The 26261-nt window shown below is 66.1% G+C and carries 23 protein-coding genes; 16 read left to right on the top strand and 7 right to left on the bottom strand.

All coding sequences use genetic code 11. The features are described 5' to 3' along the window. The first annotated feature begins 147 nt into the window (after positions 1-147). The gene (locus QZM72_RS03670) at positions 148-1275 is read left to right on the top strand and encodes a sigma-54-dependent Fis family transcriptional regulator (protein WP_301737196.1); all 1128 of its coding nucleotides are present in this window, start codon (positions 148-150) and stop codon (positions 1273-1275) included. Positions 1276-1526: 251 nt separating this feature from the next. Further along, positions 1527-3236, top strand: a complete 1710-nt coding sequence (gene dhaL, locus QZM72_RS03675) for a dihydroxyacetone kinase subunit DhaL (protein ID WP_301737197.1) — start codon at positions 1527-1529, stop codon at positions 3234-3236. 19 nt (positions 3237-3255) lie between these two features. Here dhaL and QZM72_RS03680 read toward each other — a convergent pair whose 3' ends face one another. Then, positions 3256-3543, bottom strand: a complete 288-nt coding sequence (locus QZM72_RS03680) for a DUF1330 domain-containing protein (protein WP_089438098.1) — start codon at positions 3541-3543, stop codon at positions 3256-3258. Between the two features lie 188 nt (positions 3544-3731). Beyond that, complete coding sequence (locus QZM72_RS03685) at positions 3732-5258, bottom strand: PLP-dependent aminotransferase family protein (protein ID WP_301737198.1); 1527 nt, start codon at positions 5256-5258, stop codon at positions 3732-3734. Between the two features lie 136 nt (positions 5259-5394). Here QZM72_RS03685 and QZM72_RS03690 point away from each other — a divergent pair, with 136 nt between their 5' ends. The 9 genes from QZM72_RS03690 (at position 5395) to QZM72_RS03730 (ending at position 13870) form a co-directional block, all read left to right on the top strand. After that, complete coding sequence (locus QZM72_RS03690) at positions 5395-6132, top strand: NAD(P)-dependent oxidoreductase (protein WP_301737199.1); 738 nt, start codon at positions 5395-5397, stop codon at positions 6130-6132. After that, positions 6129-6665, top strand: a complete 537-nt coding sequence (locus QZM72_RS03695) for a cupin domain-containing protein (protein WP_301737200.1) — start codon at positions 6129-6131, stop codon at positions 6663-6665. Before QZM72_RS03690 ends, QZM72_RS03695 begins: the two co-directional genes overlap by 4 nt. Before the next feature lie 620 nt (positions 6666-7285). Further along, the gene (locus tag QZM72_RS03700) at positions 7286-7765 is read left to right on the top strand and encodes a MarR family winged helix-turn-helix transcriptional regulator (protein ID WP_301737201.1); all 480 of its coding nucleotides are present in this window, start codon (positions 7286-7288) and stop codon (positions 7763-7765) included. Next, on the top strand, positions 7762-9885 hold the full coding sequence (locus tag QZM72_RS03705; RefSeq protein ID WP_301737202.1) for an FUSC family protein: 2124 nt from the start codon (positions 7762-7764) through the stop codon (positions 9883-9885). The genes QZM72_RS03700 and QZM72_RS03705 overlap by 4 nt, the downstream gene beginning before the upstream one ends. A 34-nt stretch (positions 9886-9919) precedes the next feature. Beyond that, complete coding sequence (locus QZM72_RS03710) at positions 9920-10132, top strand: DUF1656 domain-containing protein (protein ID WP_089471641.1); 213 nt, start codon at positions 9920-9922, stop codon at positions 10130-10132. Position 10133: 1 nt separating this feature from the next. Continuing rightward, the gene (locus QZM72_RS03715; protein WP_301737203.1) at positions 10134-11111 is read left to right on the top strand and encodes an HlyD family secretion protein; all 978 of its coding nucleotides are present in this window, start codon (positions 10134-10136) and stop codon (positions 11109-11111) included. Next, positions 11108-12604, top strand: a complete 1497-nt coding sequence (locus tag QZM72_RS03720) for an efflux transporter outer membrane subunit (protein WP_301737204.1) — start codon at positions 11108-11110, stop codon at positions 12602-12604. The genes QZM72_RS03715 and QZM72_RS03720 overlap by 4 nt, the downstream gene beginning before the upstream one ends. A 174-nt stretch (positions 12605-12778) precedes the next feature. Further along, entirely contained in the window at positions 12779-13204 is a 426-nt protein-coding gene (locus QZM72_RS03725; protein WP_301737205.1) for a molybdopterin-binding protein, read from the top strand. 75 nt (positions 13205-13279) lie between these two features. Further along, positions 13280-13870, top strand: coding sequence for a nitrogen fixation protein NifQ (locus QZM72_RS03730; RefSeq protein WP_089471645.1), 591 nt, complete (start codon positions 13280-13282; stop codon positions 13868-13870). A gap of 368 nt (positions 13871-14238) precedes the next feature. Here the strand turns inward: QZM72_RS03730 and QZM72_RS03735 are convergent, their stop codons facing one another. Together QZM72_RS03735 and QZM72_RS03740 are read right to left on the bottom strand one after the other, a co-directional pair. After that, on the bottom strand, positions 14239-15300 hold the full coding sequence (locus QZM72_RS03735) for a DMT family transporter (protein ID WP_089471646.1): 1062 nt from the start codon (positions 15298-15300) through the stop codon (positions 14239-14241). Between the two features lie 479 nt (positions 15301-15779). After that, positions 15780-16454 carry a ProQ/FinO family protein gene (locus tag QZM72_RS03740; RefSeq protein ID WP_089471647.1) on the bottom strand — a complete coding sequence of 225 codons (675 nt, stop codon included), beginning with the start codon at positions 16452-16454 and terminating at the stop codon, positions 15780-15782. 640 nt (positions 16455-17094) lie between these two features. On the opposite strand from QZM72_RS03740, the gene QZM72_RS03745 reads away from it, so the two are divergent. After that, positions 17095-17679 (top strand): DUF2889 domain-containing protein, encoded by a 585-nt coding sequence (locus QZM72_RS03745; protein ID WP_301737206.1) that lies wholly within the window; start codon positions 17095-17097, stop codon positions 17677-17679. A 107-nt stretch (positions 17680-17786) separates the two neighbouring features. On the opposite strand, the gene QZM72_RS03750 is transcribed toward QZM72_RS03745, so the two are convergent. Both QZM72_RS03750 and QZM72_RS03755 read right to left on the bottom strand, forming a co-directional pair. After that, the gene (locus QZM72_RS03750; protein ID WP_301737207.1) at positions 17787-18278 is read right to left on the bottom strand and encodes an NAD(P)H-dependent oxidoreductase; all 492 of its coding nucleotides are present in this window, start codon (positions 18276-18278) and stop codon (positions 17787-17789) included. Between the two features lie 174 nt (positions 18279-18452). Then, positions 18453-19106, bottom strand: a complete 654-nt coding sequence (locus tag QZM72_RS03755; protein ID WP_301737208.1) for a TetR/AcrR family transcriptional regulator — start codon at positions 19104-19106, stop codon at positions 18453-18455. Positions 19107-19190: 84 nt separating this feature from the next. Here QZM72_RS03755 and QZM72_RS03760 point away from each other — a divergent pair, with 84 nt between their 5' ends. From QZM72_RS03760 to QZM72_RS03775, 4 genes are all read left to right on the top strand, one after another. Further along, positions 19191-20315 (top strand): MBL fold metallo-hydrolase, encoded by a 1125-nt coding sequence (locus QZM72_RS03760; RefSeq protein WP_301737209.1) that lies wholly within the window; start codon positions 19191-19193, stop codon positions 20313-20315. A gap of 126 nt (positions 20316-20441) precedes the next feature. Next, positions 20442-21458, top strand: coding sequence for an AraC family transcriptional regulator (locus QZM72_RS03765; protein WP_301737210.1), 1017 nt, complete (start codon positions 20442-20444; stop codon positions 21456-21458). A 1582-nt stretch (positions 21459-23040) separates the two neighbouring features. Next, a complete protein-coding gene (locus tag QZM72_RS03770) occupies positions 23041-23736 on the top strand; it encodes a ParA family protein (protein ID WP_069619693.1) in 696 nt (231 codons plus the stop codon). After that, a complete protein-coding gene (locus QZM72_RS03775) occupies positions 23729-24760 on the top strand; it encodes a ParB/RepB/Spo0J family partition protein (protein ID WP_301737211.1) in 1032 nt (343 codons plus the stop codon). The genes QZM72_RS03770 and QZM72_RS03775 overlap by 8 nt, the downstream gene beginning before the upstream one ends. A 95-nt stretch (positions 24761-24855) precedes the next feature. On the opposite strand, the gene QZM72_RS03780 is transcribed toward QZM72_RS03775, so the two are convergent. Further along, positions 24856-26172: a replication initiation protein gene (locus QZM72_RS03780; RefSeq protein ID WP_175931254.1), complete on the bottom strand. Its 1317-nt coding sequence runs from the start codon at positions 26170-26172 to the stop codon at positions 24856-24858. Positions 26173-26261 lie beyond the last annotated feature (89 nt).

Below are 26261 nucleotides of genomic sequence, written 5' to 3' on the forward strand. Positions count from 1 at the left end.
CCCCTCTTCCGCGCCATTGCGGGTTCCGCAGCAATCGCGCTTTGGTTATCAGAAATCGATGCTTTTCCCGCGCGACGAAACGTTCAACACTTTGCTGATCACGCAGCCGCCGGCCCGCATTGCCCGGCCATCCAACGGTTCATCGCCATGACTTCCCTTTCCGCATCGCCGCGCCCGCTCAATCTTCGTGTCGTCACCGCTTCCCGCGACCCGGCCGGGCTTCAGGCCGCGGCGCCCGTGCTCACGCAGCCCGAACGTCACGCGCCGTCCCGCGCGCATGCGCAGGTGTTCGCCGATCCGCGTTCGCTCGCGCTGCTCGAACAGGTTCGCCGCGTCGCGCCAAGCGACGCGAACGTGCTGATCGTCGGCGAGACGGGCACCGGCAAGGAGCTGATCGCACGCCACGTTCACGAGCTCGCCGCCCGCCGCGACGGACCGTTCGTCGCGGTGAACTGCGGCGCGCTCTCCGAAACGCTCGTCGACAGCGAGCTGTTCGGCCATGAGAAGGGCGCGTTTACCGGCGCATTCAGCGCGAAGCCGGGCTGGTTCGAGGCCGCGCACGGCGGCACGCTGTTTCTCGACGAAATCGGCGACCTGCCGCTTGCGATGCAAGTCAAGCTGCTGCGCGTGCTGCAGGAGCGCGAGGTCGTGCGTCTCGGTTCGCGCACGGGCATTCCGGTCGACGTGCGCGTGGTCGCGGCGACCAACGTCGACTTGCAGCAGGCCGTCGCGGCCGGGCATTTTCGCGGCGACCTGTTCTACCGGCTCAACGTCGTGCAGCTCGCGGTCCCGCCGCTGCGCGACCGCCCGGGCGACATCCTGCCGCTCGCGCATCACTTCTTCGACATGTACCGCGACCGGCTCGGCGGCGGGCCGAGCCGCATCGATCCGCGCGCCGAGCGCCGGCTCGAGGCGCACGGCTGGCCCGGCAATATCCGCGAACTGGAAAACGTGATCCATCACGCGCTGCTCTTGAGCCGCCACGACGCGCTGCAGGACACCGACCTGCCCATCGCGCCACCGTGTCTGCCGGCCGTTTCCGCACCCGTGGCCGATTCGTCCGCCGATGCACAGGCGGCGCTCGAACACGCGCTGCGCGACCTGTTCGACGCCGGGCACGGCAATCTCTTCGAACACATCGAGGACACCGTGATGCGCGTCGCGTTCGAATTCAGCCATCGCAACCAGATCCGGGCCGCGCAGTTGCTCGGCATCAGCCGCAACGTGCTGCGCGCGCGGCTGATTCGCGCGAAGGCCATCACCGCGCTGAAATAGCCGCCTCCGGCGCACGCCGCCGTTCCGCCCCGGCGCCATCACGCCATCGCGCCGCGATCCGTGTCGCGACGCCCGAACCTGATGTATCGTGGCGCGAAGCGTACGCTTCGTTGCCCGCCCCGCATCCGGTCGCCGTGATGCGACCGGCCGCGACCGACAACAGGCCACGCACGATCCTCCGCAACACGAAAGCCGTCCGGCGCCCGTGCGCGTCCGGCCGAGCCCCGTTCACCCGTCCGGAACCCGTCGCCATGAAAAAGCTTGTGAACCGCCCGTCCGACGTCGTGCGAGAAATGCTGGAAGGCATCGCGCGGCAATCGCCGCATCTCGCGATCCTCGGCGACGAGCACGTGCTCGTCCGCCAGCCGCTGCCCGAGCCGTCGCAGCGGCCGGTCGCGATCCTGTCAGGCGGCGGCAGCGGCCACGAGCCCGCGCACGGCGGCTATGTCGGCGAAGGGATGCTGAGCGCGGCCGTGTGCGGCGAAGTGTTCACGTCGCCGTCGACCGATGCCGTGCTCGCCGCGATCCGCGCAAGCGCCGGCCCGAACGGCGCGCTGCTGATCGTGAAGAACTACACAGGCGACCGGCTCAATTTCGGGCTCGCCGCCGAGCTTGCGCGCGCGGAAGGCATTCCGGTCGAAACCGTCATCGTCGCCGACGACGTGTCGTTGCGCGGCCGCGTCGAGCGCGGCCAGCGACGCGGGATCGCGGGCACCGTGCTGATCCACAAGCTCGCGGGCGCGGCGGCCGCGCACGGGCTGCCGCTTGCCCGCGTCGCGAGCATCGCGCGCGACGCGGCGGCCGAGCTCGGCACGATGGGCGTCGCGCTCGACGGCTGCACGATCCCCGGCGCCGACAAGTCGGGCTTCAGCCTCGCCGATCACGAAATCGAGCTCGGCCTCGGGATCCACGGCGAGAAAGGCGTCGAGCGCCGCGCGCCGCTGCCGGCCGACGCGCTGGCCGACACACTGCTGTCGAGCATCGTCGCCGATCTCGTGCTCGACCGCGACGAACGCGTCGCGCTGTTCGTCAACGGCCTCGGCGCGACGCCGGACATGGAGCTCGCGATCGTGCTGCGCGCCGCGTTCGACAACCTGAGCCGGCGCGGCATCGTCGTCGCGCGCGCGTGGGCCGGCACGTTCCTGTCCGCGCTGAACATGCCGGGCTGCTCGATTTCGGTGCTGCGGCTGAACGACGAGCGTGCGGCGCTGCTCGACGCGCCGACGCAGGCGCGCGCATGGCCGGGCGGCGGCATCGTGAACACGCGGATTCGCGTGGCGGCGAACGCGTCGCAGGATGCGCCGATGCCACCGCTCGATGCGGCCGGGCGCGCGTGGGCCGCGCGCCTGCAACCGGCGCTGCACGCGGTCGCGCAGACGCTGATCGATCACGAGCAGACGCTGACGGATCTCGATGCGGCAGCCGGCGACGGCGATCTCGGCGCGAGCATGCGGCGCGCCGCGCAGGCGATCCTCGAATTGCCCGACACCGCGTACGGCACGCCGTCCGGTGCGCTCGCGGCGCTCGGCGCCGCGTTGCGGCGCGCGATCGCCGGCAGTTCCGGGCCGTTCTATGCGACCGCGCTGCTGCGCGCGTCGCGCCGGCTGGCCGATGTCGCCGATCGCGCCGAGCCGTCGCCGCGCGACTGGGCCGCGGCGTTCCGCGCGGCAGTGGATGCCATCAGCGAACTCGGCGGCGCCCAGGCGGGCGACCGGACGATGCTCGATGCGCTCGTGCCGGCCGCCGATGCATTCGCCCGCGCGCTCGACGACGATCGCGAGCCCGCGAGCGCCTGGGCGGCGGCCGTCGACGCGGCCGAGCAAGGCGCGGAGGAAACGGCGCGCATGACGCCGCGCGCGGGACGGGCCAGCTATCTCGGCGAGCGCGCGATCGGCACGCCGGATGGCGGTGCGGTGGCCGTATCGTACTGGCTGCGCGCGCTGCTCCCGCACGTGCGGTAACGGGCGCGCGCCGCCGCGTTCAGACGCCCTCGACCAGCACCGCGCGATAGCGTGCGCCCTTGAAGCGGTGCTGGACGACCGCCTGGTATTCGGGGCCGTGGTACCACGCGTGCGCGGCCTCCTTCGACGGGAACTCGACGATCACGACGCCTTCCGGGCCTTCACCCTCGAGGATTTCCTGCGGCCCATAGGCGGCGAGCACCTTCACCGGATGGCCGGCGAGGGTCGCACCGACCTGGCTCGAGTAGAGGTCGAGTTCATGCTGGTCCTGCGTGCTTTCCCGTGTAAAAACGATGTAGGTCGCCACGATATGCGCTCCTGAGGATGGGTGAAAAAAGGGACGCCACGCGCGGCAAGGTCCGGGGATTCCGGCGTGGCAGCGCGCAGCTTACCGCCGTTCGCCGGTCGGCGCTGCGGCGAGCCGGCTGCGGCCTGCGCGGGCAGTCAACACGTCGCACACGTGCCCGCGTTGACGATGGCTACGATTCAGCCCCGTCAACGCGCCAGCACACGCGCAAGTGTGATCACTCCCGATTGGATCGCGTCACTGCCGACGGCTGCAAAACCCAACACCAGCCCAGAGGGCCCTGGACGGTCGATCGCATAGAGCGACAGCGGTCGTGTCTCGATGCCCTCGCGCGCCAGACGGCGCGCGACGTCGGCGTCGTCGACGTTGGATGGCAAGAAGGCCGCCGCATCGAGCCCCGCGACGATTCGCGGAACCTCCAGCAGCCCGGAAAGATGCCGGGCGGCGGCCATCTTCAGCGCTTCGGCGCGCTCTCCGTACAGCATGCGCATGCGCCGGATGTGCCTGCCAAAATGACCGTCCGCGATGAATTCATGCAGCACCGACTGCTGATCCAGTGGCACATGCCGAGCCGTCAACGACAACGCGGCCACGAAGGAATCGCCCAACCGGTCGGGCAAGATCGCGTACGCGGTACGCAACGCCGGAAACATCAATTTGCTGAACGTGCCGCAGTAAATCACGTGTCCATCGTGGTCGAGGCTCTTCATTGCGGCCAGCGGATGGCCCTCGAAGCGGAATTCGCTGTCATAGTCGTCCTCGATGATCACGGCGCCTCGATCCCGTGCCCATTCGAGCAGCGACAACCGCCTTTCCAGCGCGAGCGGAGGCCCCAGCGGCGCTTGCCGCCCGGCCGTGACATACGCGAGACGCGCGTCGGGGACGTGCCGCCGCGCCCAGTCCACGTCGACGCCGCCAGCATCGACAGGCACACCGACGACCCGGGCGCCCGCGGCTTCGAGCACGAAGCGCGCGCCAGGGTAGCCCGGATCTTCGATCCATGCCGCGTCTCCCGGATCGAGGAATAGACGCGCGCCGAGATCGATAGCCTGCTGGACACTGCCGAGCACCACGACGTTATCCGCCGTGCAGGTAATACCGCGCGACATTCCGACATACGCGGCGATAGCCTCGCGCAGTGGACGATAACCTTGCGCCTCGCCGTCGCCAAGCAGATCTCGACGTGTGCGACGCACGCGCTTCGCCGCCAGCCGGCCCCACAGTTCAAACGGAAACGCATCGAGGTCAGGTTGACTGGCACGAAAGGCCCGCGCCGGACTTACACGGCCGTTCACCTGAAAAGGGGTTTGCGCAAGCAGACGGCCCCGGCTCGAGAGCGCGATGCCACGCGCTCGCGCAGCGCCATCGTGATCGCCGTCCCGCGCCTGCGCGCGTGATCGTCCATCGTGCTTTTTGGTCGATACCCGATCGTTGCTGTCGATACGTCGGTCCGGCAGTTCGGGCGCGACGAAGCTCCCTCGGCCGGTGGCGGCCGTCAAATAGCCTTCGGCATCGAGTTGCGAGAACACGCTGAGGACTGTTCCGCGCGACAACGCAAATCGTGCCGCGAGATCACGCGACGAAGGCAGGCGCGCACCGGGCGACAACCGGCCCGTCAAGATCGCCGAGCGCAGTTCGTCATAGAGCCAGCGTTGCAGCGACGTACCGGGCGGTCGCGGCGCCAGTGCAAGTTCGATCTGCTCGGCTCGACGCATCGTCACCTTTTCAAATTGGCTCAGTCAATATCGCAATAATGGACCTTTTTCGCGACCATTAACAGCCTTACCCTGCTCCTCGTCGCAAGCGCGCCATACCGTTGCAAGCGCTCGCCATCGCAGAGAGGAGAAAGAAATGACACACAGGGTTTTTGTAGCCGGCGCGAGCGGCGCCATCGGCACCGCGCTCGTGCCGCTGCTGATCGCCGCGGGCTATACGGTGTTCGGTAGCACCCGGCGCGCGGACCGCGTGAGAAAGCTTGAAGACGCAGGGGTCACGCCGGTCGTCGTCGATGTATTCGATGCGGCCGCGCTCCGCGACGCGCTGGTTCGCATCGCCCCGCACAGCGTGATTCATCAATTGACCGACCTGCCCTCCGGACTCGACCCCGCCCTCATGGCTCGGGCGGTGGCGGCGAATGCCCGCATACGCGACGAGGGAACACGCAACCTGGTCGCAGCGGCCATTTCAGCCGGCAGCAAACGGATGATCGCGCAAAGCATTGCGTGGGCGTATCGGCCAGGCGTGACGCCCTACGACGAAAACTGCCCGCTCGACCTCGATGCGCAAGGCACGCGCGGGACAAGCGTACGGGGTGTCGCCGCGCTGGAGCGGCACGTGCTGACGACGGCGCCGCTGACGGGTACGGCACTCAGGTACGGACAGATTTACGGGCCGGGCACGGGTGCCGATGCCCCGACTGGCTCAAGCCCGCTGCACGTCGAAGCCGCTGCGTATGCGGCGTTGCTTGCGCTTCAACGAGGCGCGGCAGGCGTATTCAACATCGCACAGGACGACGCCGAGGTGAGCAGCGCCAAGGCGAAGCGTGAGCTCGGTTGGTCGCCGGACATGCGATCGGCGACGCGCGCATGAACCCGCGTGCATGGCCGCTTCCGCCGCGCCGGCGTCGCCTGGCCGGCAAGTCCACGATGCTTGCCGCGCTGGCGGCAGCGGCGCTGACGCTCGGCCCGGCGGCGCCGCGTTCAGCCGTCGACTGGCTGACGGACATCTGCGGTAGCGGCGGCGAGCGGCTGCTATCCAATGCATCGCCGAATGCCGACGCCACGAACCGGCCCGCTTCCACCGTCAAGGTTCTGTCATGCGAATCCCTGCCTAACGCTCCAGGCAAGTCGGTCACGACGGCCATCGTCGACTTTCCGCCACTCGGCTTTACGCCCGCGCATCGTCACCCGGGTTCGGTCGTGGCGGTCGTGCTGGAAGGGGCCATCCGCTCTCAACTGGAGGGCGGAGCGCCAGTCGACTATGCGAGTGGACAAACGTGGTTCGAGCCACCGCGCGCACTGCACCTGTTCGCCGAGAATCCCGATCCGGCGCGGTCGGCACGATTGCTTGCGACATTCGTTGCAGATACCGGGTGCGAGGCATTGGTGCTACCACCGGACTAAGGGTTCCCGGCCGAACCGCACTGCGAATGTCCGCTTCGAACACAATCGACGCCCTTACGCTTCTTCGTCCCGCTCGAACCGGGTCCGTTGGCCCCGCTCAAGCGTTTCCCAAATTCCGATAACCCGTGCGTCTAGTGAATATCCAGCCGACGAACCGGCATGGAGACCGGACACGCACATGGGTCTCCGTCATGGCTTGCGCACGGTCGAGCGGAAAGACACCCGGAAAATATTGTCCCGGCGCAACCGTGCGCGAAAGCAGGACGTTCCTGGGCGAATCGGACTGTGCAATCGGCGTGCCCAAACAGAAACGGGCCCGCACACCTTTATCGTTCGAGGGGCGTCGCAAGCACTACCCGCGCGGAATACGCCGCGCGGGCTTCGAATTTGCCCTGACGCACGCGGCCGCGCTTCGTGCCGCCGGCCCGCTCTCGTCTGATTATTCAATATAGTCGCCACGTCATACGCGGGGCATTCGGTTCGCCAGCCTTACAACTTGATCACGGCCGACACGCCACCTGGATTGCTTCACACGGCCGGCCGTGCGACATGCGACGTGTCATCCGGGCGACAAAAACGATAGTTTGCTATCGAATATTTTTGCCCCTATCATCTCGTCCATGACCAACCTGCACGACCTCCGCCTCGCCGTCAGCAGCCTGCTCGTGCTCACCGCGCGCAAGTGGCGCCGCACCAGCGACGGTGTGCTGACCGCATACAACGTCTCCGAGGCCTGCGCGACGCCCCTCTTGATCGCCGGGCGCCTCGGCGAAGGCGTGCGGCAAGGCACGCTCGCCGAACATGTGGGCATCGAAGGGCCGTCGCTCGTGCGCCTGCTCGACCAGCTGTGCGCGGCCGGCCTCGCGCGCCGCGACGAGGATCCGCTCGATCGCCGCGCGAAGACGATCTCGTTGACGGCCGCCGGCCGCGCGGTCACCGCGAAGATGGAAGAAGACCTTCGCGCGCTGCGCGCCCAGGTGCTCAAGGGCGTATCGCGCGCCGATCTCGAAGCGACGCTGCGCGTGCTGAACGCGTTCAACGCAGCCGACGCGCAGCCTCCTGCGTCGCACCCGTCCCACAGCGCCGATTCCGCGACATGACCTATCCGAGCCTTCGCGACTGGCTGTTTTCGGGCAAGACGTTCGCCGCGTCGATGCTGGCGCTGTACCTCGGCCTGTATTTCCAGTTGCCGCGCCCGTACTGGGCGATGGCGAGCGTCTACATCGTGTCGAACCCGTTCGTCGGCGCGACGCGCTCGAAGGCGCTGTACCGCGCGCTCGGCACCGCGCTCGGCGCGGCCGCCGCGATCTTCTTCGTGCCGCCGTTCGTCGAGACGCCGCTCCTGTTCAGCATCATCGTCGCGACCTGGTGCGGCACGCTGCTGTACCTCGCGATCTCCGACCGCACCGCGCGCAGCTACGTCTTCATGCTCGCCGGCTACACGATGCCGCTGATCGCGCTGCCGACCGTCACCGATCCGTCCACCGTGTTCGACGTCGCGATCGCGCGCACCGAGGAGATCGTGCTCGGCATCGTGTGCGCGAGCGTGGTCGGCAGCACGGTGTTCCCGAACCGGCTCGCGCCGACGCTGATCGAGCGCACCGACGCGTGGTTCAAGGACGCCGCGTTCTACGGCCGCGAAACGCTGTCCGGGCACCTGGCCGGCAAGGCGCTGTCCGCGTGCCGGCAGCGGCTTGCCGCGACGATCACCGGCCTCGAATTCCTGCTGAGCCAGCTGGGCTACGACCATGCGCATCCGCGCGTCCTCGCGCGCGCGCAGGCGCTCGCGGGCCGGATGCAACTGTTCCTGCCGCTGATGTCGTCGCTCGCCGATCCGCTGATCGCGCTGATGCGCGACCTGCACGTGCGTCCGCCCGCGCTCGACGCGCTGCTGGCCGACGCCGCGAAATGGTTCGACGCGCCGCTGCCGGCCGTGAAGACCGGCTCCGACGGCGACATGGCCCACGATCCGGTCGCGGACGACCTGCGCGAGCGCATCGCCCTGCTGCAGCCGCCCGACAGCGCGCTGGCGAGCTGGGACGGCGCGCTGCTGTCGAACGCGCTGTGGCGGCTGCGCCAGGTCATCGACATCTGGCAGGACTGCCGCTCGCTGCGCGCGCTGATCGCGAACGAGTCGGGCGTGTGGCAGCCGCGCTACCGGCACTGGCGGCTCGGCGGCTCCGAGCGCTTCTTCGATCGCGGGATGATGCTGTTCTCGACGCTGACCGTCGTGTTCGCGATCGTGTTCGCGTGCTGGCTGTGGATCTCGTCCGGCTGGCACGACGGCGCGGCCGCCGTCACGCTCGTGGCCGTGTCGTGCAGCTTCTTCGCCGCGCTCGACGAGCCCGCGCCGCTGGTGTTCAAGTTCTTCCTGTCGACCGCCGCGAGCGTCGTGTTCGCCGGCCTGTACCTGTTCGTCGTGCTGCCGCACGTGCACGATTTCGCGATGCTCGTGCTGATGTTCGCGAGCCCGTTCATCCTGATCGGCACGCTGCTGCCGCGCCCGCAGTTCAACATGGTGACGATGCTCGTCGCGGTGAACACGGCCACCTTCATCAGCATCCAGAGCGCATACGAAGCCGATTTCTTCGTGTTCCTGAACAGTAATCTCGCGGGCGTCGCCGGGCTGCTGTTCGCGTACGTGTGGACGCGCGCGACGCGGCCGTTCGGTGCGGAACTCGCGGTACGGCGCCTGCTGCGCTCGGGCTGGGAGGACGTCGCGCGCTCGGCGTCGACGCAGCCGCTCGACGATCAGCGCAACCACGCGTCGCGGATGCTCGATCGCGTCACGCAACTGCTGCCGCGCCTCGGCGCGTCCGACGATCATCGCCACCCGTCGATCGAAAGCTTTCGCGACCTGCGCATCGCGCTGAACGCGCTCGACCTGCGCCGCTCGCGGCGCCGGCTGTCGGGCGACGTGCCCGACGCGATCGATCGCGTGCTGGCCGGCGTGACCGATCACTACGCGCGCTGCGCGGCCGCGAACGCGCGCCAGCCCGCGCCGCCCACACTGCTCGCGACGATCGACGACGCGCTGCGGCGCGTGGCCAGCCGCAACCTGCCGGCCGCCGCGCCGGCCGACGGCGCAGCCACGCCCGAGACGCCGGCCACGCACCGCCGGCTGCGCGACACGCTGCATGCGCTCGTCGGCATGCGTCTGTCGCTGTATCCGGCCGCGGCCGCGCAAGCGCCGCGGGCGCCGGACGGAGCGCGCGCATGAACCGGCTTTCCACCTTGTCCTTCCAACCGCGACCATGATCGGCGAAATCGATATCTTCGGCGTGTTCGTGCCGGCCCCGCTCGTACTGATGCTGATCGCGTACCTGATCAACATCGTCGTGCGCGCAGTGCTCGAACGCATCGGCTTCTACCGCCTCGTCTGGCACCGTTCGATCTTCGACCTCGGCATCTACGTGTTCGTGCTGGCCGCCGTCGTGATCGTGTCCCACCAACTCGTGGCTACCTAACGTGAAAAAAACCTGGCTCTCGGCAGGGCAAGTCCTGCTCACCCTGATCGTCGTCGTCGTGGCCGGCCTCGTGCTGTGGCGCATCATCAACTACTACATGTTCTCGCCGTGGACGCGCGACGGGCACGTGCGCGCCGACGTGATCCAGGTCGCGCCGGACGTGTCGGGCCTCATCACGTCGGTGCAGGTCGCCGACAACCAGGAGGTCAAGCGCGGCCAGGTGCTGTTCGTGATCGACCAGGCGCGCTACGCGCTCGCGGAACGGCTCGCCGAAGCGACGCTCGCGCAGCGACGCGCGACGCTGGCGCAGGCGAAACGCGAATACGCGCGCAACCTGCAGCTCGGCAACCTGGTCGCGAGCGAACAGGTCGAGGAAAGCCGCACGCGCGTCGAGCAGGGCGAAGCCAGCGTCGCCGATGCGCAGGTGTCGCTCGATACCGCGAAGCTGAACTTGCAGCGCACGACGATCGTGAGTCCCGTGGACGGCTACCTGAACGACCGCGCCCCGCGGGTCGGCGAATATGTACCGGCCGGCCGCGCGGTGCTGTCGGTCGTCGACCGCAACTCGTTCCGCGTCGACGGCTACTTCGAGGAAACCAAGCTGCGCGGCATCCATATCGGTCAGCCGGTCGACATCATCGTGATGGGCGAGCCGCATGCGTTGCGCGGCCACGTGCAGAGCATCGTCGCCGCGATCGAGGACCGCGACCGCACGCAAGGCGCGAACCTGCTGCCGAACGTGAACCCGGCGTTCAGCTGGGTGCGGCTCGCGCAGCGCGTACCGGTGCGCGTCGTGCTCGACGAGGTGCCCGACGATTTCCGGATGATCGCGGGCCGTACCGCGACCGTGTCGATGCGCGGCGCCGACACGCGCCGCAACGACGACGCGAAACCGGCTGGCGCAAGCACCACGTCGGCGGCCGCGCCGGTTTCGGCGACGTCCGGTACGCCCGCCAGCGCCACGGGAGCATCGCAATGAAGCGGCCCGGTCTGCGCGTCGCGGCGACGCTCGCCCCGCTTGCGCTCGCACTCGCTGCGTGCAAGTCGGTGGGCCCCGACTACAAACTGCCGCAACAGGCGTACGTCAATGCGCCGCTCGCGAACCATGCGCTCGACGACGCGAACGGCGCACTGGTGTCGCGCGACGCGGTGCCCGGCAACTGGTGGCAGCTGTATGACGACCCGGTACTCAACGGGCTCGTGCGCGATGCGCTGAAGTCGAACACCGACCTGCGCGTCGCCGCGGCGAACCTCGCGCGCTCGCGCGCGGCGCTGGTGGTCGCGAACGAACAGGGCGGCTTCTCGGGCAAAGCGGACGCGGGCGTGCAGCGCGCACAGGAATCGGCCGAGCAATACCTGCTCGAAAACAAGCTGCCGGTGGTCAACGAAGGCGCGGTCGGCATCAACGTGTCGTACGAGCTCGACCTGTTCGGCAAGCTGCGGCGCGGCGTCGAAGCCGCACGCGCGGACAGCGAGGCCGTCAAGGCGGCCGGCGACCTCGCGCGCATCACGGTCGTGGCCGACGTCGTACGCGCGTATGTCGAAGCGTGCTCGGCCGGCGAGGAACTGGCGATCGCGAAGCAGTCGCTCGCGCTGCAGCAGCAGCGCGTCGCGCTGTCGCAGCGGCTGCGCGATGCGGGGCGCGGCAACCAGACCGACGTGACGCGCGGCGTGACGCAGGTGCGGACGCTCTCCGCCGACATCCCGCGCTTCGAAGGCCGCCGCAAGGTCGCGCAGTACCAGCTCGCCGCGCTGCTCGCCCGCGCGCCGGCCGATCTGCCGAAAGCCGCTGCCGAATGCGAACGCCTGCCGAGGCTGCGTCAGCCGATTCCGATCGGCGACGGCGCCGCGCTGCTGCGCCGCCGGCCCGACGTGCGCGAAGCCGAACGTCAGCTCGCCGCCGCGACCGCTCGGATCGGCGTGGCGACCGCCGCGCTGTACCCGTCCGTCAGCATCGGTGCGTCGGCCGGTTCGGTCGGCGTCGCCGCCGACCTGTTCTCGTCCACCACGAATCGCTGGTCGTTCGGACCGCTGATCAGCTGGTCGTTCCCCGTCAACGGCCAGCGTGCGCGCGTACGCGAAGCCGAAGCCGCAACCGGCGGCGCGCTCGCACACTTCGACGGCGTCGTGCTGAATGCGCTACGCGAAACGCAGTCGAGCCTCGCGACTTACGCGGCCGACGTGCAGCGCACGGATGCGCTGCGCACCGCGTACGAATCGGCCCGCAATTCCGCCGCCGAAACGCATCGTCTCTATGCGGCCGGCCGCGAATCGTTCATCGCCGATCTCGACGCGACGCGCACGTTGACGAGCGTGCGGGCGCAGGTCGCGGCGGCCGAAGGCCAGGTCGCGGCCGACCAGGTGCGGCTCTTCCTCGCGCTCGGCGGCGGTTGGGACGGCGACGGCGCAACGGCCGCGGCGGACACCGGTGCTGCGACCACCGCACCCGTGGCTGGCACGTCAGCGCCGTAGAAACATCGGCATCGGCATATCTCGCATGCATGACGAAACGCCCCGCGGCAAGGGGTTGAACCGATTCGCGCGAGGGTATTCGCGGGGCCGGCGTTGACGGTACACTGGCCGACGCATTTCCGATCACCTGCCGCCGCAGCCGGCCCGGCCGCGGCAACCACCCGGAGCGTCATCATGCGAACGAGCGCCCGCAACCAATTTTCCGGCCAGATCAGCGCCATCGAGCCCGGTGCCGTCAACGACGAAATCACGCTGCGCACGCAGGACGGCCTCGAGATCGTCGCCGTGATCACCCACGGCAGCGCGGCGTCGCTGGGCCTCGCGGCCGGCACGAACGCGTTCGCGCTCGTCAAGGCGTCGTCGGTCATCGTGATGGTCGACGTCGACAGCAGCAAGGTGTCGGCCCGCAACTGCGTCGCGGGCACCGTCGCGTCGGTCGCGAAGGGCGCGGTCAATTCGGAGGTCGTGATCCGGGCGGCGGGCGGTGCGGAAATCGTCGCGATCGTCACCAACGACAGCGTCGATCGTCTCGGGCTCGCGAGCGGCGCCGCCGCATCCGCGATCTTCAAGGCATCGAGCGTGATCGTCGGCGTCGAGTGATCGCGTGACGATCGCGACCGCGATTCATCGGCCGCCGCGCATGCGTGCGGCCCGGTTCTCGTCAGGAGGTGCGCGGTGACCGCTCCGGCCGATCGCGCGCGTGAACAGGCGTTGCGGTCGCTGCAAGCTGCTGCGGCTCACGCCGACGCGGCCGATGCACGGCTGTTCGGCGCGCTCGTGACGGCGCGCGCGTGCCGCAACGAACTGTCGCTGCTCGGCTTGTCGCCCGGCCAGTTCGCCGGCCTGCTGACCCGGCAGTTTCCGCCTCTGCGACCCGTCGATACCGCTGCACTCATGCGGACGGTCGCGCCGTCGCCATTGCCGGCCGCCCCCTCGACATTCGTCGCGACGCTGCGCGCGCGGCTGATGGGCGACACGAATCCCGCCGTCGCCCGCGACGATGCCGATTGCCTCGCGTCGATCATCGCGCATGCGTGCCTGCGTCCCGACCATTTGTGGCGCGACCTCGGGCTCGACGGGCGCGACGCGGTATCCGCGATGCTCGAGCGCTTTTTCCCCGCGCTCGCCGCGCGCAACGTCGCTCAGTTGCGCTGGAAGAAATTCCTCGCGCAGGAAGCGGCCGCATCGCGCGGCGTGCCGCCCGGGCCCGCACCCGGATGCCCGGGCTGCGAAGATTTCGGTGTCTGCTTTCCTCCGGCGCGATAGTTCCCGTCGCGACGCTTGACGCCGCCTGTGTCGTCGCATCGTCAGCCGCAAAAGCCGTCTTGATCGGCAAGGCAAGCGCGAGCCTGCCGTGACACGATTTCGACGCCACATTCCGCTTCGGCGAAACGCCGCGAATCGCCTGTATCTCACGCAACGACGGCTGAATAGTCATCAAATCGCGGACCGGTTGCCGAAGCACATTCCCCACGTCGAACCCGATCCGGCGACGGGCAGCCGCTTCCGGCACGCGAATGCCGACACACACGTCGACGGCATGATGACGGCCCGCGGCATTCGGGGAAACGGCTGACTGCGTTTCCCATAAACGGTCACCTTGCGATCCGCAGCGCCCATCGCGCGCGACACGGTCAGTGTCGATGCCGGTGATGAATATCCGGAAAATGCGCGTGACTGTGCGTGATCGGCAGATGCACGTGCGGATGCGTGTGCGGTTCGTCGCCGTCATACGGGAAGTCGTGCGCGTGCTGGTGATGGTCGTCGTGCCGATGCCGATGCGTATGTTCGAGCCGCTCGTGCACATGCGTGTGTTCATGCCGTTCGCGCACGTGCAGCCAGATGCCGAGCGTCATCAGCGCGGCCGCGAACCAGAACGTCGCGGGCGGCAGCGCCGGCCAGATCAGCAACGACAGCACGACCCCGAACAGCGGGGCGATCGAAAAATACGCGCCGGTACGCGCGCTGCCGAGATGACGCAGCGCGACGACGAACAACACGAGGCTGATCCCGTAGCCGCCGAGCCCCGTCAGCATCGCCGCGGCCGTGACCGGTATCGCGGGCAGCGGCGCGCCGGTCGCCAGCGCGATGCCGACATTCACCGGCCCCGCGATCAGCCCTTTCACGCACGCAATCACCATCGCGTCGTTCGCGGCCACCTTGCGGGTCAGGTTGTTGTCAATCGCCCAGCACAGGCATGCGCCGACGATCAGCAGCGCGCCGACCGGCACGCCGGCCCGGCCCGGCGTCCACGACAACAGCGTGCCGCCTGCGACGATCGCCACCATGCCGAGGAATACCTGCGTATCCACGTTCTCGCGAAACACGAGCCACGCGATCACGGCCGTCAGCACGCCCTCGAGATTGAGCAGCAACGCGCTCGTGGCCGCCGGCGTGCTCGACAGCCCGAGCATCAACAGAGCGGGGCCGGCCACGCCGCCCGCGGCGATCGCGCCGGCCAGCCACGGCAAGTCGGCCCGCTGCAACGGCGCGGCGTCCGCGGCCGGTGCACGACGGCTGTGCCAGCGGCGCAGCAGCATCCCGATGCCGAGCCCGACACCGCTGCCGAGATAGAAGAGGCCGGCGACCATGAACGGCGACATCGCGCCGATCAGCGCCTTGGCGAGCGGTGTCGCGGCGCCGAACAGCGCGGCAGCCGCGAGCGCGACGAAAATCGCGGAATGTCTCGGGTTCATGGTTCGGGTTGAGTCGACGTTGATGACGCTGGGCGTGGCCTTGGGTCGAGACGGGCTTGCCTTACTTTTCGAAAGACGGGGTGTATCGTCGCGATCGGCTTGCCCGCGGGGCGACGATCCAGTTCAGTCGTGATTATCGCGCGCCATTGTGTCGCGAGGAACAGGCGGCATCGCTTGCGCGTCGATCGACGCGTCCCGTTTCATCATTTCGTAACGCGAATTATCTGGTAGAGGCCGCTTTATTGCTCAGGTATACGAAGCATTGGAACACAAACGACGCAGTCGACATATCATGCGTGCCGACGCCGACCGACGAACGTGAATCGTCCGTTCGCGTTATCCGTGTTCGACAGGGAGGGGATGTACCGGCAGATTCAGCGCCGGTGGAGGTAGTCCCGACCTGCGTCTGTCGACGCAGGTCGGTCCGTCGTGTCATGCGCCGCCGCGACTTGCAGCGGGTATGCAGCACGCGGTGCGGATTACTCGTTGCCGGCCGTTTGCTGTTCGACCTGCTGCGTGGCGTCGGTCTGCTCCTTCGCTTCCGCTTCGGCTTGCGCCGGTTGCGGCGCGGCAGCGGCCTCGGCCTGCTGCTCGGCCTTCGGCTGCTGCGGCGCACCCTTGGCCGATTGTGCCGCGCCCTTGCCGCCGGGGCGGCGAGCCTTCAGACGGCGCGCGCGCGCCGCGTCGTCGTGCGTCACGCGCCCGGCTTCGTTGCCCTGCAGGTCGACACGCACCGCGTCTTCGACGAGGCAGGACCAGTAGCGGTTACCGCGGCACCACGTCGACATTGCTTCGCGTAGTTCCGCTTCATTGAGGCCCACGGCCTGCGCTTCGCGTGCGAGATCGTCCCAGATGCCGACCTTGAGCGGCACTTTGGGGGCCGGATTCTTCGGGAACGCGCGCGGAAACTTCCGCTGCAGTTTGCCGATTGCGACGATGACCGGATCGACCGGCGCCGACGGCTTCGCCGAAGCAGGCTTCGCCCGATGCTGCGCCTTCGCGCCAGCGCCCGGCTTGGCGCCGCGGGACGGCTGGTCGCCGGACTTCGGCTTCGCACCGGCGTCCGTCGGCGCCGCCGGCCGCTTCGCGTTGCGCTCCTGCTTGGCCTTCGCTGCGAGCTGCGCCCGCAATTCGGCAAGTTGTTCAAAACCCATAAATTCAATCCACCAGGAATATAAGGTGTGGTTCGTGCGGCCATGCCGCGCGGCGCAAAAGCAACGCCGCCATGCGTGCGGCCGGCCTGCCGCCGGTGCGGAACACGACGGGGCCGCATCGCGCACGCCACTCTGTTTCAGGCACCCGGCCTCGATGCCGGACAAGGCAGGAGTGGAAGTATACCGGTACGCGGGACGGCCGGTTGACTCGCCGGTCCGCATTTGCCCGGGCCGCGGCGCCGGAAATGCGTCCGCGCGGTCGTGTTGCGCATTATATGGATACGTTTCCGGATGTCACGCCATTCGCGGCCCGACCGGAAATCGGGCCATGCGAATGCTCAACGGGACGCGCGATCTTCCGCGCGACAGCCGTCGGACAGCGTCGTGTCGCATCCGCAAAGCGTTGCTTGACCCCCGACGTCGCGCGACACTCCCCCTGACCCACGTTTGCGCCGACCTCGGGGTCCGATTCGTTGCGTCCGCATCGATCGGGTCGCGAACGAAAATATCGGAAAGTGCGTAGTATGGCCAAATCGACCTCGTTGGCAGCACGTCCCGCCTGTTTTTCACCGCGCGCCCGATCGGCGCGCGCGATCCCGTTGCCTGCGAAAGACCCGGTTACACGAGATGGAGCGGATGCATGGTTTCCCAAGACGACACCCCGCACGACGGCATCACGCGCGAGGAGATCCACCATCGGCAGATCGACATGCGCGGCTATCGGCGCAGCGATGGCCTGTTCGAAGTCACGGCCTGCCTCGCGGACCGCAAGACCAGCGATTTCACGCCGCCCGGCGGCGCGCGGACGGTCGCGGCGCTGACGCCGCTCCACGATCTTGGTGTGACGCTGGTCTTCGACGTCGACATGGTCGTGCGCGCCGTATCCACGTTCATCCGTTCGCATCCGTACGCGCAATGTCCAGGCGGCGGCGACTCGCTGCAGGCGCTCGTCGGATTGAACATCAGTGCGGGCTGGAACAGCGAGGTACGCAAGCGCCTGCCGTCTTGCGATACGTGCACGCACCTGAAGGAATTGCTCGGCCCGATCGCGACGACCGCCTATCAGACGATGGTCGGCATGCGGCGATCGTCGCTCGATTACCGCGACAGCGAAGGCAAGCCGCTCAAAATCGACAGTTGCCATGCATACGGCGCATCGCGCGATCTCGTCAAACGTCTTTGGCCCGAATACCACCGGCCTTCGGCAACGGCAAAGGGCCGCTGAAGCCTCGGCGCTCGGCGGTTCGGCGTCGTTGGCGGAATCGGTATTGCGCGGCCGGCGGCAGACCCAGCCTGCGTCGATTCGGCAGATCGGCGCCGCCGCATCCGTCATCAGAACACGCCCAATGCAAGCCCCGCAGCGAGGCCCGCACCGAGTTCGGCGCAGCGCGCGAGCGCGTCGCCGTCGATCGTCTTCGTCGCGAGAATACGCGCCGGCGTCTGCGCATGCGTGCAGACGATCAGCCCGGGCGCGACGTTCTTCAGCCGCCATCCGGTCGCGATCCGGTCGATCTGCCGCAACGCGTTCTGTCCGTCGCTTCCCGCGCAGATCATCGCCGCATACGGGCGGCCGTTCACGCGATCGAGCGCCGCGTAGTAGCAGCGATCGAAGAAATCCTTCATCAGCCCGGACATCGCCGCAAGATTCTCCGGCGTCGCGAAGAGGTACGCGTCGGCCGCCAGCACATCGTCGGCGCTCGTCGCGTCCGCGCGCTGCAGCCTGACGTCGACGCCCGGCTGCTCGCGAGCCCCACCGGCAGCCGCTTCGGCCATCTGCTGTGTGCCTCCGGTCATCGTGTGATAGACGATCAACAGCGTCTTCATGGGTCGTTGCTCGCAGTCGGCTTCGGGGGCGCGGACGGTATCGCCGGGTTGGGGCCGGATGGTCGGTCGGCACGGTTAGGTGCGATTGTGCGTTCGTTTTCTCCGAGTCGGCGGGTTTCGCGCATCGCAACGATTTCGATTGGCCCGCGCTTCCGGATGCTCGAGGATGCGGGTTCAGTCCTGCGTGCGATGCGACGCGGCGCCGTCGTCCGGTCGCGCGTAGTACGCGAGGAACATGTCGGCGGCCGATTCCGCCACTTTCTGCTGCTCCTGCGCCGTCAGCGGCGGCTGGCCCATCGTGATCTGCGGCCAGAACGCGAATACCTTCACGGCGCCATGCAACTGATGCGCGGCGAACACCGGATCGGTGGCCGACAGACGGCCGGCCGCCGCGGCCGCACGCACCCAGACCGTGACGTCTTCCTCACGCTCGCCGAGACGTTCGACCATGTCGCGCGCTCGTTCCGGCGAATGGATGGCCGCGCCGATCGCGACGCGCGCCAGCGCGAGAAACGCTTCGTCGTTCATCAACCGCAATTTGCGGTCGAGCAGCGCGAGCAGTTGCTCGCGCAGCGGCACGTCGGCGCGATAGGTCGGCGAGCTGCCGGTCCGGGTCGCATCCCACAGCTTGTGCAGGATTGCGGCGAACAGGGTTTCCTTGCCCGGAAAGTGGTTGTAGACGGTTCGTTTCGACACGCCCGCGCGCGCGGCAATGCGATCCATGCTCGTCGCATCGTAGCCGGCGGCGAGAAATTCCTCGATTGCCGCATCGACGATGGCCACGCGCTTTCGGTCAGTCAGGCGCTGAGGGGAAGTGCTGGTATCCATGGAGAAATTTTACACCGGGCAGTTTACTTATCCCAAAAATAAACTACACTGCTTAGTGTACTTTATTCTTCGGACGAACCGGACATGGCATCGCCTCTCGTTTTGATTCACCGCATTCTGGGTCTCGCGGCCGCCCGACGTGGCCGGGCGCTGTCCGGCGGTTCGCCGCAGCACAATGGCGAGCGCTTTGCCAATGTCGCGCCACGGCCCGCCGAAGGATTGGGCAAGACGTTGGGCATTGCGTGGAACATGCTGGTCAACAAGCCGCGTCACACCGTGCCCGCCGGCACCCTGCCCGTCGATTCGTTGACCCGCGCGGAACTCGACGCGGCGCCCGATCGCAGCCTGTACCGGCTCGGCCATTCGACGCTGTTGCTGAAGTTGCGCGGCGAATTCTGGTTGACCGATCCGGTGTTTGCCGAGCGCGCGTCGCCGTTTCGGCGTATGGGTCCCAAGCGCTTTCATGCGCCGCCGATCGCGCTGGAAGAGCTTCCTCCGTTACGCGGCGTGATCCTGTCGCACGATCATTACGATCACCTCGACCGCGACACGGTGCTCGCGCTGACCGCCACCACCGACGTGTTCGTGACGACGCTGGGCGTCGGCGATCGGCTGATTGAATGGGGGATCGACGCGAACAAGGTGCGCCAGCTCGACTGGTGGCAAAGCATGGACGTGGCAGGGGTGACGCTGACGGCAACGCCCGCCCAGCACTTCTCGGGACGCAGCCTGTTCGACGGCAACAGTACGCTGTGGGCGTCGTGGGTGATCGTCGACGACGATTTGCGCCTGTTCTTTAGCGGCGATACGGGCTATTTCGACGGCTTCCGGGAGATCGGCGAGCGCCTCGGGCCGTTCGACGTCACGCTGATCGAAACGGGCGCCTATGATGCGCAATGGCCGTACGTGCACATGCAACCGGAAGAAACCGTGCAGGCGCACATCGATTTGCGTGGACGCTGGCTGATCCCGATCCACAACGGCACGTTCGATCTCGCCATGCATCGCTGGCAGGAGCCATTCGAGCGTGTCACGGCGTTGGCGCTCGTGCGCGGCATCGAGCTGTCGACACCGCGGATGGGCGAACGCCTCGATCTCGGCGCACCCCATCGTGGCGAGCGCTGGTGGCGCACGGTCGACGAGCGCGCGGCAGCACCGGCGGCGAAAACGCGACGCTGGCAGCTTTGCGCATCGCAGGCGACGAAATAGTCCGCCAGTCGCTGCGCGTGCTCTCCGGCAAGATGGCCGCGCCGCGACTCCGGGTGGTGAACGCGTTGCCGGCCTCCCCCTGCACGTCGACGGCCTGCCTGTCGACCCGATTACCTGAGTAGAGTCATGCATCCGGTATCCGTCCGATACATACCCGACCAACGAGGCGACGACGTCGCCATCGCGGCATTCGACCACGCAGACCGCCGTTCGACCCGCCGCAGCCGCGAGAACGAATTGCGACAAACGCTCGCAGAGCGCGTCGCGAGATGGACCGAAGGCGTCGATCACCTCAATACGGCCATTCCCAACCTGAGCTTTCATCGAAGGGAAGCGCCGACGCTGCCGATGGAATGCATGGTCGAGCCGAGCTTCGGCCTCGTCGTTCAGGGCGCGAAGCGAGTCATGCAGAGCGGCGATGCCTACATCTACGACGCCGACCGCTTTCTGATCACGTCGCTCGATCTGCCCGGTTCGACGCAAATCATCGAGGCCAGCCCCGACAAACCGTTTCTCGGGCTCGGCCTCAAGCTCGATTTCCGCGTCATGGCCGAACTGATGATGCAAGTCGCGCCGGATCACGAGGATGCTCCAGCGGGCCGCGGCCTCGTCGTCGGCGACATGAACGAACCGCTGTACGACGCGCTGAACCGGCTACTCGCGCTGCTGGACGACCCGAACGCCATTGCCGTTCTTGCACCGTACATCAAGCGGGAAATCTACTATCGGCTGCTGACGAGCGACCAGGGCGCCCGCCTGCGCCAGATTGCATCCACCGGCAGTCAGTGCAACCGCGTGTCGCGCGCGATCCGGTGGTTACGCGCTCACTACGATGAATCGTTGCGTGTCGATGATCTCGCGGCGCAAGTTCAGATGAGCAGTTCAACCTTCCATCATCACTTCCGCCAGCTCACCGGCATGAGTCCGTTGCAGTATCAGAAATGGATACGGCTCAACGAGGCGCGTCGGCTGCTGCTGGCGGAGCGCCTCGACGCCGCGTCGGCGGCGTTCAGGGTCGGGTATGCGAGCCCGACCCAGTTCAATCGGGAATATAGTCGGCTGTTCGGTAATTCCCCGCGAAGGGATATCGATAGCCTGCGAGGGGGTGCGGACGTCGCTCTGTCGATCGTGGCGAGTTATTGATCGCGACCGCTGACTGTGGCGATGTATCGGTTTTGATGTGATCCGCCAAGTGCGGGATGGGATTTTCGCCTGCAGGTTGTGAGGGAAGTCGCGTCCCCTCCCAAGACTACGTGTATCGGCTGCGGTCCCAGCGTCCTGCCTGCCAATTCTTCTCCCCATACTCCGCGACTTCCCGAATCTGGGGCGCGGCACAGGCGTTGTCACGTGACAACTGGCGCTAAATACCCGTGCATCTCGCGCTGAATTGGCGGTTCGAAGCGACTCTGCGGTGGACTGATTCTCCGACACGCTGATGACATCCAGCAGCGCATTGCCGAAACACGTTTCGTAGACTACAAATCACGTATCAAACACGACAAATTTGTCTGCAATTCCTCCACTTCCTAACGCCGATGCTCTGAAATAGCATACGCCCCCATTTCCAAGCTTCATCGTGCTCATTTAGCGTGAAACAGGATGAAGAAAATGGCGCAAGCCTTTGCCGCACAAGGATTTCCGGCAGGCATCGATTTTCGGCGAATGTTTCACGACCTGACGCATTTGGGTCGTCACATGCCACTGACACATGGTTTCACCGCCTATTGCGGCCGATATCCACGGTGAACTCGGGCATATTGAGCCTTTCCAGGCCGGAGCGAGGTGATTTGCCACGCCCTGCCCTATTGACCGACACAAGCCGTACATCCAATTTCACCCCATAAAATGGGGACATATCAACACTCCACAATACCGCCTTTTGGGGCGCACCTCGACAGCTGGTCAGCAGCATAGCTTCGACACGTGAGCGCACTCGACGATAGCGGAATCACCACTCGAAGAAGTGCGGCCCTCGCTTCCAAGAGGCTCCTTTTCAATCCCGCGCGGGACACTTCGCTTCATATAGCGGCCTACCACGCAAGTCTTCTGGACGTCGGCTCCTGTTGTCACGTGACAACTCCTAGCGATTCACCGACGAGCCGGAGAACGGGAAGCTACGGGCGATGTTTTTACGCCCAGCGGTATGCCGCCTACACCACCGGTGCGCATCAACTATGACCATCGCTTGATGATCGCTAAATCCCCAGGTGGCGCGCGCTCGAATCCATTTGTCACGTGACAACTCATCGCACGACGGAAAGGCGTACATGGTCACGCATCACGTACATTAGTAATTGAAGTGAAGAGATTTCCGTGGAAGCCCGAGACGCAACCGTATCGAAGATTTCCCGTTACACGTACGCCCCTAGAGAAACTGAGGCGTTCAGCGACTTGTCACGTGACAACCATCTGTTCCTCGCGACCAATTCCAGCATCGACATGGTCTCGTATCAGATTTCAAATGAGACCGATGCACGACAAAACGCCGCCTCTCTGCACAACGGCTTATAGACAGTAAAGACGGCGAGATTCCTGCGCATTCGTTCTTTTGCGATCGGCATCGATGTTTTTTGTTGAGTCGCTATTTGCGAACACCGTCTGGCCATTCGGCCGATTTGTCACGTAACAACCACAACGGTCAATAAAACATAGACGGTATTGAACACTTACCTGGACATTCCACGAATAACTGCATATATTACGCAAAACTCCTTGGAGGAATTCAATGGCTTTCAAGATCGCCGTCAGTAATCAAAAAGGTGGTACTGGAAAGACAACCATCTCCGTCAACATCGCAGCGGCCTTCGAAGCCGGCGGCAACAAGGTCGCACTGATCGATGCCGATCCTCAAGGCACCTCCGTCCGGTGGGTCACGAGTGGCGAGAACACGCTTCCGATGACAGTCCTGTCGCTGGCGCCTGCCGGTCGCGGCATCGGTGGTGAGATCAAGAAGCAGGACGCGAACTACGACGTGATCGTCGTCGACTGCCCCGGCAACCTGGAAGACCCGCGTATTGCCTCCGTCCTCGAAGTGGCGGACTTCTGTCTGGTGCCGCTTTCGCCGTCGCCAGCCGATCTGTACAGCACGGTCGCGATGATCCGCATGATCGAGTCGATGCGAGCCGTTCGAAATCCTCAACTTTCTTCCGCATTAATGCTGAATAGCGTTAATGGAAAAACTAAAATGCGTGAAGAAATTTTAAAAATTTTACGGGCTGAAGAAATAGGGGAGCATCTGCTCGACAGCCAGATCGCGCAACGCGAGGTCTATCGTCAGACGTTCGCGCTCGGCACCACGATCCATCACCACAATCGATACCTGAAGGGCCTGAAGGAAGCCCGCGCGGAAATCGAAAAGCTGGTCACGGAAATGGCCCAATACATCGCGTCGACGCGCGCTACCGGAGCCGCCCATGGCTAAGGACACCTCGAAAGACAAGAAACCGACCGGCAACCTGCATCTGGCAGCCGGCCTGTTGCGCGGCCTCGCGCAGGAAAACGCGGCGCTCGAAACGCGGCTACCCGAGCCGGCGGTCGCACCGACTGCCGCCGTCGAAGCGGCACCCGCCAGCGCACCGATCGCAACCGCGCCCACCGGTACGCCCGATCTAGGCGCGCCGCGGAAGGTGCTGGTCAAGGACTGCATCCCGAACCCGTTCAACCCGCGCGTGTTCTACTCGGAGTCGAGCCTGCACGAGCTCGCACTGACGTTGAAACGGGAAGGGCAGATCGAGCCGATCAAGGTCACGCGGCTTCCCGAATTCCCCGGCAAGCTCGTCGTGATCGATGGCCAACGCCGGCTGCGTGCGACGAGCATCAACGGCGACGAGACGATCAATGCGACGTTCCGCACGGATCACACGCCCGAGCAGCTCTATACGATCGCGTATCGGGCGAACCACGATCACGAACGCCAGACGATCTTCGACGATGCGGTTGCGTGGAAACGTCTCCTCGACGAGAAAGTCTTTGCCGACCAGAACACGCTGGCGGAGAAAATCGGCAAGGACAAGGCATCGATCAGCAAGACGCTGTCGCTGAACGCGCTGCCGAACACGCTGCTGGAGCGGATGGCGAGTGCGAACGACGTGGTCGGTCTGCAGGCCGCGTACTTCCTGAAGCTGATCTTCGAACGTCTGGGCGAGCCGACGGCCGACCGGCTGCTGACGGCCGTGATCGACCGGAAAAAATCCGTCCGCGATCTCGAGAACTTCCTGCGTACGCAGAGCGACGGCGCCAGGAAGGCCGGCCGCACGCGCTATAGCGTCCGTCATGACTTCGCGCTCGAATCGCGCGCGATCGGCCAGTTGAAGACTTATCCGGACGGACGTCTGGATCTGCAACTCAAGGGCGTCGACGCGTCCCACCAGGAAGCGCTTGCCGACAAGCTCAAGACCGTCATCGACGCATACGTCGCCGATCTGGCGGCGGCCACGCCAAAGTAACGCGCCGCCGCAAAAACGCCTCGCCTTCGCGCTGCGTCGCGAAGCCGGACCGCAACACGGTCCGGCGCACGGCGCGTGCGACGGCGAGGCCGCGTTCAGTTGCCTGCGAGACTGCTTTTGAGCAGGAATTCGAGCAGGTCGTCCGAAGTCGGCTCGCCCCACGTATCGAGCGCCAGCCATCGGAAGAAGCTGGTCTGCGCGAGCTTGCTCGCCTTCTTCTTCGGTGACAGCGTCAGGTCCTTCGAACCCGCCACCGTCTCGTTGTAACGCTCGATCAGCTTGGTCTGGTCGTCGATCTCCAGTTCGCGGAAATACGCGCCGGCTTCCTCGACCTTCGCCGCCAGATACTTGTCGCGAATCTGTTCCTGCTTGCTCTGCGCGGATTCCTTCGCCGGTGCGACGGCTTCGGTTCCCTGGCCGTCGGCCAGCGTGTAACCGTGCGTCAGCGCCTTGCGGAAGTACGCGGCGACGTTGTCGACCGGCGCCGCATTTTTCTTCGTGGTCCGATTGAGCGTATAGGCGATCGCCGCCTTGATGCGCTGTACGCCGTATTGCGTGATCAGCCGGCGCGCCTCCGAACGCGGAATGCCGAACTTCGCGACCTCCTCGACCAACGCTTCGTTCTTGACGTCACCGTCTTCGACCGTATCGGTGCTCTGCTTGCGCGTCACCTTGAACTGCACGGCTTCCACGCTGCGGCCGGACTTGTGTTCGATCAGCTCGAGCGTGTGGTCCGATACTTCGTTCACCTCCTGAATGCACGGCACCAGGACCTTGCTCTTGAACAGCTTGTATTCCTTGTAGGACTGCGATGCCTTGTCCTGACCGAGAATGAGGTCACGGAATTTCGGCAGCGGAATCTTCGCGGTGATGCCGATCCCTTCGTAGCGCACCGTGTTTTCCCACAGCGCGAGCGAGTGCGATCGCCGGAACTCGCGAGCGATCCGCATATCGATCAGCGCGTAGATTTCGGGATTGAGCAATTCGCTGCGAATCTGGTCGGAGAAGCTGTACTTCAGCACCGATTGCTCGAGTTCCGCGCCGGCGAGCAGGCCCGACGCTTTCCAGACCGTCGAACGGTCCGCGGCCAGGTAGTCCCAGTTGACGACGGTACTGATCAACGAGTTGACCGTATCCTTCACGTACTTGGTGTTGTTGCTGTTGAGCCCGCTCTCGTGCGACAGCGATGCGATCGAGATCGAAAAGCTCGTCCGGCCCGGTTCGAACGCCTCCTGCCGAAGCGCATTCTTGATCAGCGAGCTGAACATCTTGCGCTGCTGCAGACCGATCTTTCCCGACTTCGGCGCGATATGAATCGCCTGAACCGCCTTGCGCAGCAAGTCGGGCGGCTCGGGTGTCTGAAACAGCGAAACCTGTTTGTCTGAGCCTTTGCTTGCTGGCTTGCGCGGCATCGTGGTGTCCGGGTAAGGTTGCCTTATTGAGAGCGGACTTTATACCTTTTCGCGCGACGGAGCAACGCCCTTGCTCCAGCATCACTTTC

The organism is Burkholderia sp. AU45388 (assembly GCF_030481585.1).
GTDB lineage: Bacteria > Pseudomonadota > Gammaproteobacteria > Burkholderiales > Burkholderiaceae > Burkholderia > Burkholderia sola.

Excerpts from the sequence above, each read along its gene's own strand:
- QZM72_RS03690 (WP_301737199.1), top strand. The coding sequence starts at position 5,395 with ATGACACACAGGGTTTTTGTAGCCGGCGCGAGCGGCGCCATCGGCACC.
- QZM72_RS03720 (WP_301737204.1), top strand. The coding sequence starts at position 11,108 with ATGAAGCGGCCCGGTCTGCGCGTCGCGGCGACGCTCGCCCCGCTTGCG.
- QZM72_RS03755 (WP_301737208.1), bottom strand. The coding sequence starts at position 19,106 with ATGGATACCAGCACTTCCCCTCAGCGCCTGACTGACCGAAAGCGCGTG.
- QZM72_RS03745 (WP_301737206.1), top strand. The coding sequence starts at position 17,095 with ATGGTTTCCCAAGACGACACCCCGCACGACGGCATCACGCGCGAGGAG.
- QZM72_RS03705 (WP_301737202.1), top strand. The coding sequence starts at position 7,762 with ATGACCTATCCGAGCCTTCGCGACTGGCTGTTTTCGGGCAAGACGTTC.
- QZM72_RS03740 (WP_089471647.1), bottom strand. The coding sequence starts at position 16,454 with ATGGGTTTTGAACAACTTGCCGAATTGCGGGCGCAGCTCGCAGCGAAG.
- QZM72_RS03735 (WP_089471646.1), bottom strand. The coding sequence starts at position 15,300 with ATGAACCCGAGACATTCCGCGATTTTCGTCGCGCTCGCGGCTGCCGCG.
- QZM72_RS03760 (WP_301737209.1), top strand. The coding sequence starts at position 19,191 with ATGGCATCGCCTCTCGTTTTGATTCACCGCATTCTGGGTCTCGCGGCC.
- QZM72_RS03775 (WP_301737211.1), top strand. The coding sequence starts at position 23,729 with ATGGCTAAGGACACCTCGAAAGACAAGAAACCGACCGGCAACCTGCAT.
- QZM72_RS03710 (WP_089471641.1), top strand. The coding sequence starts at position 9,920 with ATGATCGGCGAAATCGATATCTTCGGCGTGTTCGTGCCGGCCCCGCTC.
- QZM72_RS03780 (WP_175931254.1), bottom strand. The coding sequence starts at position 26,172 with ATGCCGCGCAAGCCAGCAAGCAAAGGCTCAGACAAACAGGTTTCGCTG.
- QZM72_RS03750 (WP_301737207.1), bottom strand. The coding sequence starts at position 18,278 with ATGAAGACGCTGTTGATCGTCTATCACACGATGACCGGAGGCACACAG.
- QZM72_RS03770 (WP_069619693.1), top strand. The coding sequence starts at position 23,041 with ATGGCTTTCAAGATCGCCGTCAGTAATCAAAAAGGTGGTACTGGAAAG.
- dhaL (WP_301737197.1), top strand. The coding sequence starts at position 1,527 with ATGAAAAAGCTTGTGAACCGCCCGTCCGACGTCGTGCGAGAAATGCTG.
- QZM72_RS03670 (WP_301737196.1), top strand. The coding sequence starts at position 148 with ATGACTTCCCTTTCCGCATCGCCGCGCCCGCTCAATCTTCGTGTCGTC.
- QZM72_RS03695 (WP_301737200.1), top strand. The coding sequence starts at position 6,129 with ATGAACCCGCGTGCATGGCCGCTTCCGCCGCGCCGGCGTCGCCTGGCC.
- QZM72_RS03685 (WP_301737198.1), bottom strand. The coding sequence starts at position 5,258 with ATGCGTCGAGCCGAGCAGATCGAACTTGCACTGGCGCCGCGACCGCCC.
- QZM72_RS03765 (WP_301737210.1), top strand. The coding sequence starts at position 20,442 with ATGCATCCGGTATCCGTCCGATACATACCCGACCAACGAGGCGACGAC.
- QZM72_RS03725 (WP_301737205.1), top strand. The coding sequence starts at position 12,779 with ATGCGAACGAGCGCCCGCAACCAATTTTCCGGCCAGATCAGCGCCATC.
- QZM72_RS03700 (WP_301737201.1), top strand. The coding sequence starts at position 7,286 with ATGACCAACCTGCACGACCTCCGCCTCGCCGTCAGCAGCCTGCTCGTG.